Here is a 15,612-nt window from a genome sequence, read left to right as displayed (position 1 = left end):
GAAAACCGCGCGCGCCGCCCCGTTCCGCCTGCATAAGCGGTTTTCCTTTGCCCGGTGCGATGCCATGCTAGCGCCATCAGGCAAGAGGAGTCGGGCAATGAAAGTGGGCATCGTCGGCGCGGGCATGGTGGGCTCGGCGGCTGGTTTTGCGATTGCGATGCGGGGCGTGGCCTCCGAAGTGGTGTTTGTGGATCGCAACATGGCGCTCGCACGCGCCCAGCAAGAAGACATCCATCACGCGGTGCCCTTTGCGCAGGGCTGCAAGCTTGGCTCGGGTGATTATGACTGTTTGGAAGGCGCAGGGATTGTGATCTTGGCCGCAGGCGTGGCGCAAAAGCCCGGTGAAAGTCGGCTCAGCCTTTTGTCGCGCAATGCCGAGGTGTTTTCCGACGTGATTTCCAAGGTCCGTCAATATGCGCCCGACGCGATCTTGATCGTGGCCTCCAACCCCGTCGATATTATGACCGAGGTCGCCCAACGCGCCTCTGGCCTGCCGCCGGAACGGGTGATTGGCACCGGCACGCTTTTGGATTCGGCCCGGTTCCGCGCGCTTTTGGCGGGGCATTTGGGCATTGCTGCGCATTCGGTGCATGGTTTCGTGCTGGGCGAGCATGGCGATAGTGAGGTGCTGGCGTGGTCAAGCGCGCGCGTTGGGGCGGAACCCTTGGACCGGATCGCGGTGCAGTTGGGCGTGGAGATCACCGAGACCGTGCGCGCGCAAATTGACGAAGGCGTGCGCCGCGCCGCTTACCGGATTATCGAGGGCAAGGGGGCCACGTGGTATGGCATCGGCGCGGGGCTAGCGCGGTTGGTGCTCGCCATTCGCGATGATCAGCGCGCGGTGCTGTCGCTGTCGATTCGCACACCGCAAATTGCCGGGGTGGAGGATGTGTCTGTGAGCCTGCCGCGCGTCGTTGGCGCGGCGGGGGTGATTAACACGCTTGTCCCCTCGCTTGACCCCGATGAATGGGAAGCGCTCCACCGCTCCGCCGCACTGGTGAAAGACAGCGCCAAAGGGCTTTGGTAAGGGCGGTTTTCACCGCTTTTACGCGGCTGGGGCTGACGAGTTTCGGCGGCCCCTCGGCACATATTGGCTATTTTCACCGCGCGTTCGTGAGCGGGCGCGGCTGGCTTTCTGAGGCGCGCTTTGCCGAGGGTTTGGGGCTGGCGCAGTTTTTGCCGGGCCCCGCCTCGTCGCAACTGGGCCTGTTCATTGGGCTGTCACGCGGCGGGGTGCCCGGCGCTTTGGCGGCATTTGCGGGCTTCACCCTGCCCTCGGCGCTGATCATGGGGCTGGCAGGTGGCTTGGCGCTGCATCTGCCCGAGCGCGGCCCTTTGGCCGGGGCACTCGCCGGGCTGATCTTGGTGGCTTTGGCGATTGTGGCGCAGGCCGTGGCGGGCATGGCGCGCAGCCTGTGCCCCGACACCCAGCGCCGGATCTTGGCTTTGCTGGCGCTGATCGCGCTTGTTCTCTTTCCCCAAACTGCGGTGCAGATGGCAGTTATTGCGGGGGCCGCCCTGACTGGGGCGCTCCTCTCCCAAGCCACGACGACGGGCGGCGCAACAGAGCCCGCCCCACCGCAAAGCTTGGTGCTTGGGCTCGGTCTAGGCGCTTTTGGCCTGTTGCTCGCCCTCCTCCCCCTCGCCCGTCCCTATCTCGCGGCAGGGGCTTTGGTCTTTGGCGGTGGGCATGTGGTCTTGCCGCTTTTGCATGAAAGCTTGGGTGCTGCGGTGGGGGACGCCACCTTCTTCGCCGGATACGGGCTTGCGCAGGCGATGCCGGGGCCGCTTTTCACCTTTGCCACTTACCTTGGCGCGGCGCAGGCGGGGCTTTGGGGCGCGGTGGTCGCCACCCTTGCTATTTTCGCCCCCGGCTTTGCACTTTTGACCCTTGCGCTGCCGCTTTGGGCGCGGCTGCGTCGGTTCGCGCGTTTGCGTGGCGCGGTGGCGGGGGTGAATGCCGCCGTGGTCGGGCTGCTTGGGGCCGCTTGGGTCAGCCAGCTTGCCCCGCATGGGGTCGAAAGCCTGCCCGCAGGCGCGATCTCTATACTCTTATTGCTGCTCGTCTTTTTGACCAAGCTGCCGCCCGTGGCGCTGGTGGCCCTTGGGGCCGGACTGGGCGCGGTTTTGCTGTAAGCGGCGCTAGTTCTGACAATCTTCCAAGGGGAAATGTTCGGTCACCGCCACGGGCTGGAACGCACCATTTTCAAGACTCCATTCCCCGATCATGCATTTGCCACTGTCCCAAAACCCGTCGATCCACGTGGTTTTCATCAAACGGCTATCAGCGCGGTGATAGAGGCGGAGGTAGAGGTTGTTCTCGCCCCCTACCGGCAGATCCAAAATTTGCCCGGTTTTATGATCGACCACGAAGGCGAGCGAACAGCCCGTGCCGCAGCCAAATTGCTCCACCACCCAGCTGCCTGCAAAATCTGCCTCTCGCTGCGCGGCATTGCCAAGGCGCGTGCGAAACATCGTATAGTCTTTTTGCGCGCCATTGAAATCGGGCATCTTCGACGTGCCCTGATAGGGCGCGGCGGGGAAGTTGGAGAAGCTTTCGGCCAAAGCCGGCGCGGCCATGAGCGCGCCGAGCATCAACGCGGTGAAAAGCGGGTGTTTCATAAGCTCTGCCTCAACAATCAATACGGGAGATTGCGTCCAGTCTGAAGCAGGGGGCAAAGCTGTCAAGCGCGCAAAGGAAGGGGCGACAAACGCGGGCCGCCCAATCACAGCTTATTGCTGGCAATCTTCCAGCGGCACATGCCGCGTCACGGAAATCAGGTGAAAGCCGCGATCATCCAGCACCCATTCGCCAATCATGCACACGCCGGTCATGAAATCGCCCTCGATCCACGTGGTTTTGAGCAGATTGCTATCGGCGCGGTAATAGTAGCGCGCGTTCAGATTGTTTTCGCCACTGATCGGCGCATCCACAATCGCCCCGGTTTTATGGTCGATCACAAAGGCCATCACACAGCCCGAACCGCAGCCAAGCTCTTCAACCACCCAACGCCCGCCAAAATTGGCCGCGCTATGGGCGGCATCGTTCAGCCGCGTGTGAAAGACCGAGTAAATCTCTGGCGCACCTTGAAAATCTGGATACTGCGGCTTCGCCGTGAACGGCTCTGCCGGGTATTCGTCAAAACTCGCAGCCCCGGCACCACAGGTGCCCAGCGCTAGCGCCGCCGCAGCGGCCCCCAAAATCTGTTTCATGTCCATAGACTCATTTCTTTGGTATGACACAGATTTTCTTTGCCTCGGCGCAGGCACTGTCAAGCGCCGCGCCCGCGGCGAAAAAGCCCTTGGCCCAAAGGTTTACTTGCCAAGCACCGCTTTGCGCCGCGCCAGCGCCGCATCGGACCACAGATCCGCGCTGCGGTAATAGCCCTCATAAGCAGGTGTGCCCTCCCCCAGCACCACCCAAGGCTGCTTGGTGGAGGTGAAAATATGCGCATCGGGCGGGCAAGCGGCGGGCTCGGCCAGCGTGCCCACGCGCACAAAGGCAATCTTGCGCCCTGCCCCGCCGTAATGGCTAAAGACCGCCACTTGGCAGCTTGGGCAGCGCGCCACCTCTTGCCCCTTGCCCGAGGCCGAGGGGGTAAGGATGTAATCGACCGGGCCGGTCACGTCCAACTGATCGGTCTCGATCATGGCATTGACCGCAAAGGCTGATCCGGTTTCGCGTTGGCACCATGTGCAATGGCAGCAATGCACGATCATTGGCGCATCCAACAGCCGATAGCGCAACGCGCCGCAGGTGCAGCTTCCTTCCATCATCCCCTCCCCAAAAGATGTTAATCGGGAAGAGCCTGCACCAGTTGGGTGAAATGGTCACCCCGTTTTTCAAAATTGGGGTATTGGTCGAAACTTGCCGCCGCCGGGGCCAAAAGCACTGTATCGCCGGCCTCCGCCTCTGCCGAAGCGCGCGCCACGGCCACTTCCATCGTTTCGCAAATTTCGTGTTCTAGGGGGGCAAGTTCCAGCGCAAAATCGCGCGCCGAATGGCCGATGAAATAGGCTTTCTTCACCGCGCCAAGGCTGGATTTAAGCGCCGCAACGCCGCCCTCTTTGCCCATGCCGCCGACGATCCAGCGGATATTCGTGAATGCCTCCAGCGCTTTGGCGGCGCTATCGACATTGGTGGCTTTGCTGTCATTCACAAACCGCACGCCGCGCTTTTCAGCCACGGTTTGGCTGCGATGCGGCAGCCCGCCAAAACTGTGAAAGGCTTCCTCAATCAGCTTCGGCGCCAACCCAAGGCTACGCACCGCCGCATAGGCCGCGCAGGCGTTTTGGTGGTTGTGCGCGCCGGGCAGCCCGGTGATGGCGCGCAAATCAATCGAGGCCACTTGTCGCCCCTTGCGCCATTCCGCCAAGAAACCTTTGCGCGCGAAAACCGACCAGCCATAATCCCCGAGCTTGCGCGCGGCAGAAACGCGGATCAGGCGATCATCCTCCCGCCCCATCGCGATTTGATTGGCCAGATACACCCCCTCGGGTTCATCCACGCCGATCACCGCGCGATCCGGCCCGCCTTCGGCAAAAAGCCGACGCTTCGCCGCGAAATAGCCTCCCATGCCCGCGTGCCGATCCAGATGATCGGGCGAGAGGTTGGTGAAAACCGCGATATCGGGGGTAAGTGCGCGCGCCAGATCGGTTTGGTAGCTCGACAACTCCAGCACCACCACCTCGCCCTCCACCGCCGGGTCGATATCAAGCACCCCGCGCCCGATATTGCCCGCCATCTGCGTGGGCCGCCCGGCGTGCTGCAAAATATGGTGGATCAGCGCCGTGGTGGTGGATTTGCCGTTTGAGCCCGTCACACAAATCGTGCGCGGGGCGATGTCAAAATCATCCCAAGCCTCGGTCGCCCAAGAGCGGAAGAAAAGGCCGATATCATTGTCCACCGGCACACCCGCCGCCATCGCGGCGGCAATCACCGGATTGGGGCGCGGGTAAAGATGTGGAATACCGGGCGAGGTAATCAGGCACGCAATCCCGTCAAACGCGCCTTGACGAGTAAGATCGGCACAGGTGAACCCCGCCGCTTCGGCCTTGGCGCGCGCCTCGGGGCTGTCATCCCACAGAACTGGCTCTGCGCCGCCCGCCTTAAGGGCCGCCGCCGCCGCAAGGCCAGACCGGCCCAGCCCCAATACCGCGACCTTCGCGCCTTCAAAGCCCTGAACCGGAATCATTTCATGCCCTCGCCGTTGGATTTAGGCCGCGCCCGGCCCCGCCCCCGAGATATTTGAGCCAAGATAAAAGGGAAAGCCCTTCGATACATCCGCCCTAGCACAGACATGGATCAGGCAAAGAAAAACCCCGCCCCTGACGGATCAGGGCGCGGGGTCGGAAGGTCGGTTTGCACCGGATCAGGCGCGTTTTTTCAGGCCCGGGCCAAGGATGCCGACAAAGCCGAAGACAACGGCCAAGCCGATCACCAGGGGCGTCAGGCCCGGCTGCATCATCGCAAAGATCAGCGCCACAAGGTCAAGCGCCAGAAGGAAGACCCAGATCGCCATGCGCGCACGCTCGGGCGTCATTTTGCGGTCATCGGCGCCCACCATGACGTCAAGCACACGGCAAAGCGCCAAAAGGCCGATGGTGAGCACAATGACCGGGCCCCAGCCCAGCGTCAGATTGCTCATCCCCGACAGATCGGCGAAGAGAACAAGAAACGGCAGCATCAGCGCCGTGATTTTCAGCGGGTCGGTGAAGTTCTTGATCATGCGGGGTCCGTCCTTCCTTTCAAAGGGTTACCTGACCTTCAACGTGGCAAGACCGATAAGCGCGAGGATGAGGGAGATGATCCAGAAGCGGATCACGATTTGCGGTTCGGCCCAGCCCTTCTTCTCGAAGTGGTGGTGGATGGGTGCCATCAGGAACACCCGTTTTCCGGTGGCCTTGAAGTAGCCCACCTGAATGATGACGCTGAGCGCCTCGACGACGAAAAGCCCGCCGACAACGCCCAGAACGAGTTCGTGTTTGGTGCAAACGGCAATCGCGCCCAAAGCGCCGCCAAGCGCGAGCGAGCCAGTGTCACCCATGAACACCGCCGCAGGCGGTGCGTTATACCAAAGAAAGCCCAAGCCCCCGCCAATCAGCGCGGCGGTAAAGACAAACAACTCGCCCGTGCCCGGCACAAAATGCACACCCAGATATTGGGTAAAGTCGGTGCGGCCCACGACGTAGGCAATCGCGCCCAAAGTGCCTGCCGCGATCATCACCGGCATGATGGCAAGGCCATCCAACCCATCGGTCAGGTTCACCGCATTCGCGGCGCCCACAATGACAAACATGCCGAAGGGAATGAAGAAGAAGCCAAGGTTGATCAGCGTGTCTTTGAAGACCGGCAGCGCCAATTGCCAAGCCAAATCATCAGGATGCACGAGGGCGGCGAGGGTCGAGGCCACAGCGGCAAGCGCCAGCCCCAAGGCCATGCGGGTGCGCCCGCTCACGCCTTTGGTGTTTTGCTTCGTGACCTTGGCGTAATCATCGGCAAAGCCAATGGCCGCATAGCCATAGGTGACGCCGAGCACGATCCAGACATAGGCTTCATCCAGCCGCGCCCACAAAAGCGTGGAGACCAAGAGCGCCGAAAGGATCAGGAGGCCCCCCATCGTCGGCGTGCCTGCTTTGGCAAAGTGGCCCTCTGGCCCATCGTCGCGGATTGGCTGGCCCTTGCCCTGCTTACGGCGCAACGCATTAATCAGCGGGCGGCCGAACAGGAAGCCAAACACCAGCGCGGTGAAGAATGCCCCTCCGGCCCGGAAGGTGATGTAGCGGAAGAGGTTGAAGAAGTCCCCCCCATCCGAAAGATTGGCGAGCCAGTAAAGCATTACTCTTTTCCCTTGAAAGCTTCCGCCGCGCCCGGTTGACCGAGTTTGCGCAGCGCGTCAACCACGAGGCTGACCTTCGAACCTTTCGAGCCCTTCACCAGAACCACATCTCCCGCATCTACGAGGTGAGGGGCACGCGCGGCCAAATCCTTTGCGGATTCAAACCACTCCCCCCTTTGGTCGCGCGGCAAAGACTCGAACATGTCACGCATTCTTGACCCAGCCGCATGTATTATGTCGATTACTGCCATTGCTGGATGTTCGGCAATTGCGGCATGGAGACGCCCCTCCTCGGGGCCAAGCTCTAGCATCTCTCCCAAAATCGCGACGCGGCGGCCCCGATGCACCCGGCCCACCCCATCGCGCGGGGTCTGACCGGCCAGCACCTCCAGCCCCGCCGCCATCGAGGCGGGGTTGGCGTTAAACGCGTCATCGAAGAGGTCAAAGCTCTGCGCTTCGTCGATGATATCCAGCCAAATCCGCTCGCGCGCGCCGCGCCCGGCAGGCGGAGCCCACTGGCCAATATCAAGGGCTGCCACAGCGGGGTCCGCCCCCACCGCCGCCGCCACAGCCAAGACCCCCAAAGCATTGTTTGCAAAATGCTTTCCGGGCGTCATCACTTTGAACAACAGCGGCGCGCCTGCGGTTTCGGCCTGCACGATTGTGGCATCGCCCATGATCGTGGCGGCGCGCAAAAGGTAGTCTGATCCGGGCTCTGGCCCAAAGGTCACGACCTTGGCAGCATGGGCATTGGCTGCTTCGAGCAAGATCGGCGTCACGGGCAAACCGGTCGGCAGAACGGCGGTGCCGCCGGGCTCCAGCCCCCCAAACACACAAGCCTTTTCGCGTGCGATCCCTTCGAGATTTTCGAAGGCTTCAAGATGCGCTGCGGCCACGGTTGTGATCATTGCGGCATGGGGTCGCGCCATGGCAACAAGTGGCGAAATCTCGCCGGGATGGTTCATCCCGATCTCGATCACGGCGAAATCGGCATCTTGCGGCATCCGGGCCAGCGTGATCGGCACCCCCCAATGATTGTTGAAGCTCGCTTCCGCCGCATGAACGCTGCCTTGGGCCGAAAGCACCGCGCGCAGCATCTCTTTGGTGGAGGTTTTGCCAACCGAGCCCGTGACCGCAATCACCTGTGCCCGCGCCCGCGCGCGGCCAACCCGGCCAAGGTCTTCAAGCGCGCCCAGCACCTCGGGCACAATGAGCAGCGGATCGGCCTCCGTGCAGCCCTCGGGCACGCGGCTGACCAGCGCGGCACAGGCCCCCTTTTTCAGCGCATCGGCCACAAAATCATGCCCATCGCGCACATCTTTAAGCGCCACAAACAAATCACCGGGCCGGATCGAGCGGGTATCAATCGAAATCCCCGTCGCCATAAACGCCCGCGTCGCGCGACCTCCGGTGGCGGTGGCCGCGTCCTGCGATGTCCATAAAACTGCCATGTCAGATCACCCCATCGAGCGCAGCCACGGCAATCGAGGCCTGCTCTACATCGTCAAAGGGGAAGACATCGGTGCCGATCACCTGCCCCCGCTCATGCCCCTTGCCCATGATCAAAAGCGCGTCGCCCGGCCCAAGCGCATCGACGCCGCGCAAGATCGCCTCGGCCCGGTCGCCCACTTCAAGCGCCTCTGCCCCCGCGCCCTCCATCACCGCCGCGCGAATGCTGGCCGGATCTTCGGTGCGGGGGTTGTCATCGGTCACAATGACCATATCGGCATAGGCTGCCGCTGCCGCCCCCATCAGCGGGCGCTTGGTGCGATCCCGATCGCCACCAGCCCCCACAATCGCCACCAAGCGGCCAATCACATGCGGGCGCAGCGCCTTGAGCGCGGTTTCCACCGCATCGGGCGTATGGGCGTAATCGACAAAGACCGTCGCCCCATTGGCGCGGGTAGCCGCCAGCTGCATCCGGCCCCGCACGGTCGAAAGCTTCGGCAGGGCTTCAAACACCTCGGCGGGTTCCGCCCCACAGGCAATCACCAGTGCGGCAGCGGTGAGCACATTCATCGCCTGAAAGCCGCCAATCAGTGGCAGACGCACGAGTTGCGGCCCGCCCATATAAAGGAACCGCACATCTTGGCCCGAGGCATCAAAGCGCTGCGCTTGAATCTGGATCTCGCACGCATCGGCGCGGCCCACCCGCAGCACCTTTTGCCCACGCTCTACCGCCTCGCGCGCGATCTCGGCCCCTTTCGGGTCATCAATATTGACGACCGCCGTGCCATCATCGGGCAAGACGCGGCTGAACAGCCCCGCCTTCGCCTCGAAATATTCCTCAAAGGTTTCGTGATAATCGAGGTGGTCTTGGGTGAAGTTTGTGAACGCCGCCGCACGCAGCATCACCCCATCTAGGCGGCGCTGCGCCAGCCCGTGCGAACTTGCCTCCATCGCCGCATGAGTCACGCCCGCCGCCGCCATATCCGCCAAGAGCCGATGCAGGGTGACGGGTTCGGGCGTGGTGTGGCTTGAGGGCGCGGTAAAGGCCCCCTCCACGCCGGTGGTGCCGATATTCGCCGCCTCAAGCCCCAAGGCCTGCCAGATCATCCGGGTGAAGCTTGCGACAGAGGTTTTGCCATTGGTGCCGGTGACCGCCACCATCGTTGCGGGCTGCGCGCCAAAGAAGAGCGCCGCCGCACAGGCAAGCGCGAGCCGCGCATCTTCCACCACCACAAGCGCCACGGGAGCCCCAGCCAAAAGCGGCTTAGCAATTTCTTCGCCCGCGCGGTCGGTCAGCACCGCCACCGCGCCGCGTTCAATCACCCCTTCCAAAAAGGTCGCGCCATGCGCTTTGGTGCCGGGCAGCGCGGCGAAAAGATAACCGGGTTTCACAAGGCGGCTGTCGACCGAAACGCCCGAAACCGAGACATCCTCGCCCGAGCGGGCCGTCAGCCCCAATGCGCTCAATGGCTTCGCTGTGAGGGGCATATCTGGTGTCCTTCTTTCCCGTTTGTGCCATTTATCGGGAAGGGGGCGCATGCGTCAACGCGCCCCTCCCCGTAACTGCAGCCCAAACCGGTTCACGAAAGCGCGCAATGCCCGCAGACGAGCCCGATCAGTGGGCCGAGGCTTTCACAAGCTGGATGCCCTCAAGAACTTCGGGCGTGTTGTCGTTTGGCCGCAAGCCCAAGATCGGTGCAATCCGGCGGATCACCTCGGCGGCAACCGGCACTGCGGTCCAGCCCGCTGTGCGGCGGTTGGCGTTGGCGGCAAAGGACGAGGGCTCATCAAGCGTCAACACCAGCACATATTTCGGGTTCGAGGCCGGGAAGACCGAGGCAAAGGTGGCGATCACCTTATCATCATAATAGCCGCCCGTGGGGCGCACCTTATCGGCGGTGCCGGTTTTCCCCGCCACCTCATAGCCGTCGACATCCCCAAAGGAGGCCGTGCCACGGGTCACAACGGCGCGCATCATCGCAACAGCGGTGCGCGCGGTTTCGGGGCGCATCACCTGCTCGCCGGGGGCGTGCTGGTCCGAATGCACCAGTGTCGGCGTGACCCGGCGCCCGCCATTCGCAATCGTCGCATAAGCCGCCGCCAAATGCATGGGTGAGGCGGCGATGCCGTGGCCATAGCCCACCGTCATCGAGGAAAGCTCCGACCATTTCGGCGGCAAAATCGGGCGGCCCACCGCCGCTTCCGACAATTCCACCGGGGTCGCTTGCATGAAGCCCAGCTTTTCAAGGAATTGCTGCTGCCGGTCCGGCCCGATCATTTGAACGATCCGCGCCGTGCCGACGTTCGAGCTTTCAACAATCACATCGGTGACCGAAAGCTGCGGGCCATAATTGTGGAAATCGCGGATTTTGAACTTGCCCCAAACCATCGGGGATTTCGAATCCACCATCGTTGTGGGGTTCACGAGGCCCAGTTCCAGCGCCTGCGCTGCGGCAAAGATTTTGAAGGTGGAGCCAAGCTCATACACCCCCTGCACCGCGCGGTTAAAAAGCGGGCTATCCGAGGCGTCGCCTTTCACCAGCGGCGCGGGGCGGTCGTTGGGGTCAAAATCGGGCAGGCTGGCAAGCGCGACAATCTCGCCGGTATGCGCTTCCATCACCACGGCCGCCGCGCCTTTGGCATTCATCAGCCGCATGCCACCCGCCAGAATCTCTTCGAGCGCCTGCTGCACGGTCAGATCCAGCGACAGCGTTAGCGGCGCGCCTTTGTTTTCTGGATCGCGCAACCAACCATCAAAGGCTTTTTCAACACCTGCGGTGCCGACGATCTCGGCCGAGGCGACGCCTTCATTGCCGAAACGCGCGCCGCCAAGCACATGGGCCGCCAGCCGCCCATTAGGATAAAGCCGCATCTCGCGCGGGCCAAACAACAGCCCCGGCTCGCCAATATCATGCACCGCCTGCATCTGCTCGGGCGAGATTTTCTTCTTGATCCAAACAAACTTACGCGTGCCAGTGAAGTCGGCGCGCAGACGTTTCGCATCCAGATCGGGGAAAATTTCCACCAGCTTTTCGACCGTGCCTTCCGGGTCCACCATCATCGGCGGCTGGGCGTAAAGCGCATGCGTCACAAGGTTTGTCGCCAGCACCCGCCCGGCCCGGTCGGTAATATCGGCGCGCTGCGCCAAGATCACCGGCGCGCTTTCGCCGCGCTGCGGTTCCTCGGGCGTGGCGGCAGCAATCGTACCCATCCGCACCGCCACCGCCGAGAAGCAAATCACGAAAATGCCGACCACCAGCCACATCCGCCATTCGACCTTGGCGCGGGCTTCCTCGCGCCCGGCCTCGCCACGCAGACGGATGTTTTCACGTTCAATCCGGTCGGGGTTTTCGCCCTTGGCGCGGGCTTCCAGAATACGCGCCAGCGGGCGCAGCGGGATACGCGGGCTCATGGCTGGCCCTCCGTGCTGCGCGCGGCGACATCAAAGGTTTCCGACAGATCAAGATCCGCCAGCGCGGGCAGTTCCTCTGCCGGCTGCGGATAGGCGACTTGCGCAGCGGTGCCAAATTGCTCGGGCGCCATCGGCAAAAGCGCCAACGCGGTGAAGTTCAGGTTGACCAATTCGCGCAGCCGCTCGGGGCGGTTGAGATAGGCCCATTCCGCGTTCAAAACGCTCAAGCCCTCTTGCAGATCGGCAATCTCATTATGGATGCCGCGCAACTCCGCCAACCGGTCCTTGGTCGCGTAATTGACGTGATAGGCCCAGAAAGCGAGGCTCAAAACCACAAGGGCAGCAAGGAGATAAGAGATGGTCTTCATCTGCGGCGATCCCGATGTTTCACATCCATCAAAACAGGAGCAGGCAGGCCAAGGGCGGCGCGATCGGCGGTGCCTGCCGGGGTTTCTGTGCGCGCACCGACGCGCAAAATGGCCGAGCGCGCGCGCGGGTTCTCGGCCAATTCTTGGTCATCCGGGCCAACGCCTTTGCGGGTCAGCAGGGTGAAGGCGGGCGCTTCGGCTTCGGTGACGGGGGCATAACGGTTGCCCGTACCCGCACGGCCCGAGCGGGCTTGGAAGAAGCGCTTCACAACCCGATCTTCAAGCGAATGGAAGGTGACGACCGCCAGCTTGCCACCGGGTTTCAGTGCGCGTTCTGCAGCCTCCAACCCTTCGATCAACTGGCCAAATTCATCATTCACCGCGATGCGCAGCGCCTGAAAGCTGCGCGTCGCCGGGTGGCTTTGACCGGGTTTGGGGCGTGGCAAGCAACGCTCGACCGTGGCGACCAGTTGTTTGGTGCTTTCGTAGGGCGCGGCTTTGCGCGTCTCGCAAATCGCCCGCGCGATCCGGCGCGAGGCACGTTCTTCGCCATAGTGATAAAGGATATCGGCCAATTCGCCCTCGTCAGCGGTGTTGACCAGATCGGCGGCCGTCGGCCCCTCTTGCGACATGCGCATATCCAGCGGGCCATCGCGCAGGAAGGAAAAGCCCCGTTCGGCTTGGTCAAGCTGCATCGACGACACACCAAGGTCGAGCACAACACCATCCACGCCCTCGGGCGCGTCCTCGCGGGCCACTTTATCAAGCTCGGAAAAGGTGCTTTCGACGAGCGTGAGGCGATCACCATAGTCGCCGCGCCAGCTTGCGGCCATCTCAAACACCATCGGGTCGCGATCGATGCCAATCACCCGGCCTGCGCCAGCGGCCAAAAGCCCGCGCGTGTAGCCGCCCGCACCAAAGGTGCCATCGACCCAAGTGCCAAAGACAGGCGCGACCGCCTCAAGGAGCGGTCGCAGCAAAACGGGAATATGGGGGGCGGCTTCGGGTTCCATCTTATCCCCCGGTGGCCAAGAGGCTGAGCGGGTCGAAATCCTCGCCCACCTCGGCCATCAGTTTTTCGAGCCGCGCCGCATCCACCTCGGCGAAGGTCTCCGGGTTCCAAATCTCAAAGGTTTCCCCCATCCCCGCGAAATAGGCATCGCCCACCAGCTTGAAGCGCTCGCGCAGGTTTGCGGGCAGCACCAAGCGGCCATCGGGGTCAATTTCCGTCGGGTGGGCTTTGTTCAACACGAAGCGCTGCAAAAGCGCGCGGTTCGGGTCGTTGTAAGGGCGCGCGTTGATCGCTTGGGCGAGCCGTTGAAAGCCGCTGTAGGAATGCACCTGCAACATCTTTTGGCTGTCAGCCCCATAAACGATGACAAGGCGGGGACGTTTGCTGATGGCGGCTTCCGGGTCGCCTTCTTCGAGTTCACGACGAAACAGGGCGGGGATCGACACGCGCCCCTTGCTGTCCACCTTGAAGGTGTATTCGCCGATGAACATTCCCGCCAAGGCGGTAACTCCTGTCCCGTTCCCCCGCGGTGGTCCTTTTATGGAAAACGGCGGATTGAGCTGCTGCCACTGCTCAATCCGCCGCCCTCGTCCCATCTCTGGGCTGTCCGTTCGCGCGCGCCACCTGGGGGATGTCTGCTCGCTCGCGCGCCGGATCTCTCTCGTTCGTGAAGCGGGTGCCTGTATGAAACCCGGTCTTTGCGCCGTGGGGTCTTGTTGCCCCTTGCCCGTCTTCTCGATGCCCAATTCATGCCATGGTCACGCATGGGATTTCAAGGGAAATTTTGGGACAGGACGGAAAATTGGCCCCTGCATGTTGTTTTAGAAGGAGTTCAAACTCAAGACCTTGTGGCACCAATAACAAAGATATGGAAGTAAAAGCCAAAATGACGCCGGTCAAACACAAGATATAGTTAAGCGAGCAAATGCAGCATCTGCCGCCCATGAAGTGGGGCAATTTCCCAAGAAAATGCAGGGGGCCTGCAAAAATCACCGCAGAATCCCTGAAAACCCCAGCGTTCACGGGCAAACACGCGGCAGTGATTCGGCGTGATCCCACCATTTCCCGAAACGCGTCCCGTGATTTCCCATGCCCATGAATTCCCATGGCGCGCCCGTTTTGCGCCGCTCCCGGCGCAAATGACGCAAAAGAAAAGGGGCGCAGCGCGCCCCTTCGGTTGGTTTGATGTCTCGGCCCCGTGGCCCCTGCCCTTACTCGGCCGGTGCCTTTGCGCAGGCCGCGCCAGAGCCGGTCGGGTTGTTGGGGTGCTCGGTCCAGTTGAGATGCGTGCCAACCGGGCGCCCGGTGCGGGCGTCCATCTCGCCCACGGCAATCTCTTTCATCGTGATGCAAGCGGTGGGGCAGACATCGACGCAGAGGTTACAGGCAACGCATTCCTCTTCCTTCACCGTCACGGTGCGGTCCTCAGCCATCGCAATCGCTTGGTGCGAGGTATCTTCGCACACCACGTGGCAGCGGCCGCATTTGATACAATCGGCCTGCTCGATCACCGCTTTGGTGGTGTAGTTCAGGTTGAGATATTGCCAATCGGTCACCTTGGGCACAGCAAGCCCCACCAGTTCCGAGGTGGAGGTGAAGCCCTTTTGATCCATGAAGGCGCTCAGCCCCGCGATCATCTCTTCGACAATACGGAAGCCATAGGTCATTACCGCGGTGCAGACCTGCACGTTCGAGGCCCCAAGCGCCATGAACTCCGCCGCATCGCGCCAAGTGGTCACCCCGCCGATACCGGAAATTGGCAAATTGCGGGTTTCCGGGTTGCGGGCAATCTCGGCCACCATATTGAGCGCGATCGGCTTCACTGCCGGACCGCAATAGCCGCCATGCGTCCCCATCCCGTCAATCGTCGGCTCAGGCGCGAAGATATCGAGATCGACCGAGGTGATTGAGTTGATCGTGTTGATCAGGCTCACCGCATCTGCACCGCCGCGCAAAGCCGCCTCGGCGGGTTTGCGAATGTCGGTGATATTGGGGGTCAGCTTAACAATGCAGGGCATGCGCGAATGCTGCTTCACCCAGCGCGTGACCATTTCAATATATTCGGGCACCTGCCCCACGGCAGAGCCCATGCCACGCTCCGCCATGCCATGCGGGCAGCCGAAGTTAAGCTCCACCCCATCAGCCCCGGTGTCTTCCACCTGTTTGAGAATGAACTTCCAGCTTTCCTCATCGCAGGGCACCATCAGCGAGACCACCAAGGCCCGATCCGGGTAATCGCGTTTGACCGTTTTGATCTCGCGCAGGTTCACCTCCAACGGGCGGTCGGTGATGAGTTCGATGTTGTTGAGCCCCAAAAGCGTGCGGTCCGGCCCATGGATCACCCCATAGCGCGGGCCAGAAACGTTGACGACGGGCGGGCCATCCATACCAAGCGTTTTCCAAACCACACCGCCCCAGCCCGCCTCATAGGCGCGGCGCACGTTATATTCTTTATCCGTGGGCGGCGCCGAGGCCAGCCAAAACGGGTTCGGCGACTTGATACCAATGAATTCAGAAGCAAGGTTCGCCATC

15 protein-coding genes are annotated in these 15,612 nt (G+C 62.3%); 2 read left to right on the top strand and 13 right to left on the bottom strand.

Features of this window, described 5'->3' with window-relative positions:
- Positions 1 to 97 precede the first annotated feature (97 nt).
- Together BW967_RS00195 and chrA are read left to right on the top strand one after the other, a co-directional pair.
- A complete protein-coding gene (locus BW967_RS00195; RefSeq protein WP_076483030.1) occupies positions 98 to 1,027 on the top strand; it encodes an L-lactate dehydrogenase in 930 nt (309 codons plus the stop codon).
- Complete coding sequence (gene chrA / locus BW967_RS00190; protein ID WP_245826394.1) at positions 1,021 to 2,136, top strand: chromate efflux transporter; 1,116 nt, start codon at positions 1,021 to 1,023, stop codon at positions 2,134 to 2,136. The genes BW967_RS00195 and chrA overlap by 7 nt, the downstream gene beginning before the upstream one ends.
- A gap of 6 nt (positions 2,137 to 2,142) precedes the next feature.
- Here chrA and BW967_RS00185 read toward each other — a convergent pair whose 3' ends face one another.
- The 13 genes from BW967_RS00185 to preA all read right to left on the bottom strand — a co-directional run bounded on the left by BW967_RS00185 (position 2,143) and on the right by preA (position 15,611).
- Positions 2,143 to 2,622, bottom strand: coding sequence for a hypothetical protein (locus tag BW967_RS00185; protein WP_076483028.1), 480 nt, complete (start codon positions 2,620 to 2,622; stop codon positions 2,143 to 2,145).
- Between the two features lie 111 nt (positions 2,623 to 2,733).
- Positions 2,734 to 3,213, bottom strand: a complete 480-nt coding sequence (locus tag BW967_RS00180; RefSeq protein WP_139327773.1) for a hypothetical protein — start codon at positions 3,211 to 3,213, stop codon at positions 2,734 to 2,736.
- 102 nt (positions 3,214 to 3,315) lie between these two features.
- Complete coding sequence (locus tag BW967_RS00175) at positions 3,316 to 3,774, bottom strand: GFA family protein (protein ID WP_076483026.1); 459 nt, start codon at positions 3,772 to 3,774, stop codon at positions 3,316 to 3,318.
- Between the two features lie 20 nt (positions 3,775 to 3,794).
- Positions 3,795 to 5,195: a UDP-N-acetylmuramoyl-L-alanine--D-glutamate ligase gene (murD, locus tag BW967_RS00170; RefSeq protein WP_076483025.1), complete on the bottom strand. Its 1,401-nt coding sequence runs from the start codon at positions 5,193 to 5,195 to the stop codon at positions 3,795 to 3,797.
- A gap of 177 nt (positions 5,196 to 5,372) precedes the next feature.
- Positions 5,373 to 5,729, bottom strand: coding sequence for a hypothetical protein (locus BW967_RS00165; RefSeq protein WP_076483024.1), 357 nt, complete (start codon positions 5,727 to 5,729; stop codon positions 5,373 to 5,375).
- A gap of 27 nt (positions 5,730 to 5,756) precedes the next feature.
- Entirely contained in the window at positions 5,757 to 6,839 is a 1,083-nt protein-coding gene (gene mraY, locus BW967_RS00160) for a phospho-N-acetylmuramoyl-pentapeptide-transferase (protein ID WP_076483023.1), read from the bottom strand.
- Positions 6,839 to 8,290, bottom strand: a complete 1,452-nt coding sequence (locus BW967_RS00155; RefSeq protein ID WP_076483022.1) for a UDP-N-acetylmuramoyl-tripeptide--D-alanyl-D-alanine ligase — start codon at positions 8,288 to 8,290, stop codon at positions 6,839 to 6,841. The genes mraY and BW967_RS00155 overlap by 1 nt, the downstream gene beginning before the upstream one ends.
- 1 nt (position 8,291) lies before the next feature.
- Positions 8,292 to 9,776, bottom strand: a complete 1,485-nt coding sequence (locus BW967_RS00150) for a UDP-N-acetylmuramoyl-L-alanyl-D-glutamate--2,6-diaminopimelate ligase (RefSeq protein WP_076483021.1) — start codon at positions 9,774 to 9,776, stop codon at positions 8,292 to 8,294.
- A 127-nt stretch (positions 9,777 to 9,903) separates the two neighbouring features.
- The gene (locus tag BW967_RS00145; RefSeq protein WP_076483020.1) at positions 9,904 to 11,700 is read right to left on the bottom strand and encodes a peptidoglycan D,D-transpeptidase FtsI family protein; all 1,797 of its coding nucleotides are present in this window, start codon (positions 11,698 to 11,700) and stop codon (positions 9,904 to 9,906) included.
- Positions 11,697 to 12,068, bottom strand: coding sequence for a cell division protein FtsL (gene ftsL / locus BW967_RS00140; protein ID WP_076483019.1), 372 nt, complete (start codon positions 12,066 to 12,068; stop codon positions 11,697 to 11,699). The genes BW967_RS00145 and ftsL overlap by 4 nt, the downstream gene beginning before the upstream one ends.
- Positions 12,065 to 13,081, bottom strand: a complete 1,017-nt coding sequence (rsmH, locus tag BW967_RS00135) for a 16S rRNA (cytosine(1402)-N(4))-methyltransferase RsmH (protein ID WP_076483018.1) — start codon at positions 13,079 to 13,081, stop codon at positions 12,065 to 12,067. Before rsmH ends, ftsL begins: the two co-directional genes overlap by 4 nt.
- A gap of 1 nt (position 13,082) precedes the next feature.
- Positions 13,083 to 13,571 carry a division/cell wall cluster transcriptional repressor MraZ gene (gene mraZ / locus BW967_RS00130; protein ID WP_076483017.1) on the bottom strand — a complete coding sequence of 163 codons (489 nt, stop codon included), beginning with the start codon at positions 13,569 to 13,571 and terminating at the stop codon, positions 13,083 to 13,085.
- Positions 13,572 to 14,291: 720 nt separating this feature from the next.
- Positions 14,292 to 15,611 carry an NAD-dependent dihydropyrimidine dehydrogenase subunit PreA gene (gene preA, locus BW967_RS00125; RefSeq protein ID WP_076483016.1) on the bottom strand — a complete coding sequence of 440 codons (1,320 nt, stop codon included), beginning with the start codon at positions 15,609 to 15,611 and terminating at the stop codon, positions 14,292 to 14,294.
- Position 15,612 lies beyond the last annotated feature (1 nt).

The sequence above is a fragment of the Rhodobacter aestuarii genome, from assembly GCF_900156655.1.
Lineage (GTDB): Bacteria > Pseudomonadota > Alphaproteobacteria > Rhodobacterales > Rhodobacteraceae > Rhodobacter > Rhodobacter aestuarii.
This window is presented reverse-complemented; position numbering and strand designations above follow the sequence as displayed.

Bases quoted from the DNA above. Each gene is read 5' to 3' on its own strand.
- BW967_RS00195 (WP_076483030.1), top strand. From the start codon at position 98: ATGAAAGTGGGCATCGTCGGCGCGGGCATGGTGGGCTCGGCGGCTGGT.
- BW967_RS00150 (WP_076483021.1), bottom strand. From the start codon at position 9,776: ATGCCCCTCACAGCGAAGCCATTGAGCGCATTGGGGCTGACGGCCCGC.
- preA (WP_076483016.1), bottom strand. From the start codon at position 15,611: ATGGCGAACCTTGCTTCTGAATTCATTGGTATCAAGTCGCCGAACCCG.
- BW967_RS00165 (WP_076483024.1), bottom strand. From the start codon at position 5,729: ATGATCAAGAACTTCACCGACCCGCTGAAAATCACGGCGCTGATGCTG.
- rsmH (WP_076483018.1), bottom strand. From the start codon at position 13,081: ATGGAACCCGAAGCCGCCCCCCATATTCCCGTTTTGCTGCGACCGCTC.
- BW967_RS00180 (WP_139327773.1), bottom strand. From the start codon at position 3,213: ATGAAACAGATTTTGGGGGCCGCTGCGGCGGCGCTAGCGCTGGGCACC.
- mraZ (WP_076483017.1), bottom strand. From the start codon at position 13,571: ATGTTCATCGGCGAATACACCTTCAAGGTGGACAGCAAGGGGCGCGTG.
- ftsL (WP_076483019.1), bottom strand. From the start codon at position 12,068: ATGAAGACCATCTCTTATCTCCTTGCTGCCCTTGTGGTTTTGAGCCTC.
- murD (WP_076483025.1), bottom strand. From the start codon at position 5,195: ATGATTCCGGTTCAGGGCTTTGAAGGCGCGAAGGTCGCGGTATTGGGG.
- BW967_RS00145 (WP_076483020.1), bottom strand. From the start codon at position 11,700: ATGAGCCCGCGTATCCCGCTGCGCCCGCTGGCGCGTATTCTGGAAGCC.
- mraY (WP_076483023.1), bottom strand. From the start codon at position 6,839: ATGCTTTACTGGCTCGCCAATCTTTCGGATGGGGGGGACTTCTTCAAC.
- BW967_RS00155 (WP_076483022.1), bottom strand. From the start codon at position 8,290: ATGGCAGTTTTATGGACATCGCAGGACGCGGCCACCGCCACCGGAGGT.
- BW967_RS00185 (WP_076483028.1), bottom strand. From the start codon at position 2,622: ATGAAACACCCGCTTTTCACCGCGTTGATGCTCGGCGCGCTCATGGCC.
- BW967_RS00175 (WP_076483026.1), bottom strand. From the start codon at position 3,774: ATGGAAGGAAGCTGCACCTGCGGCGCGTTGCGCTATCGGCTGTTGGAT.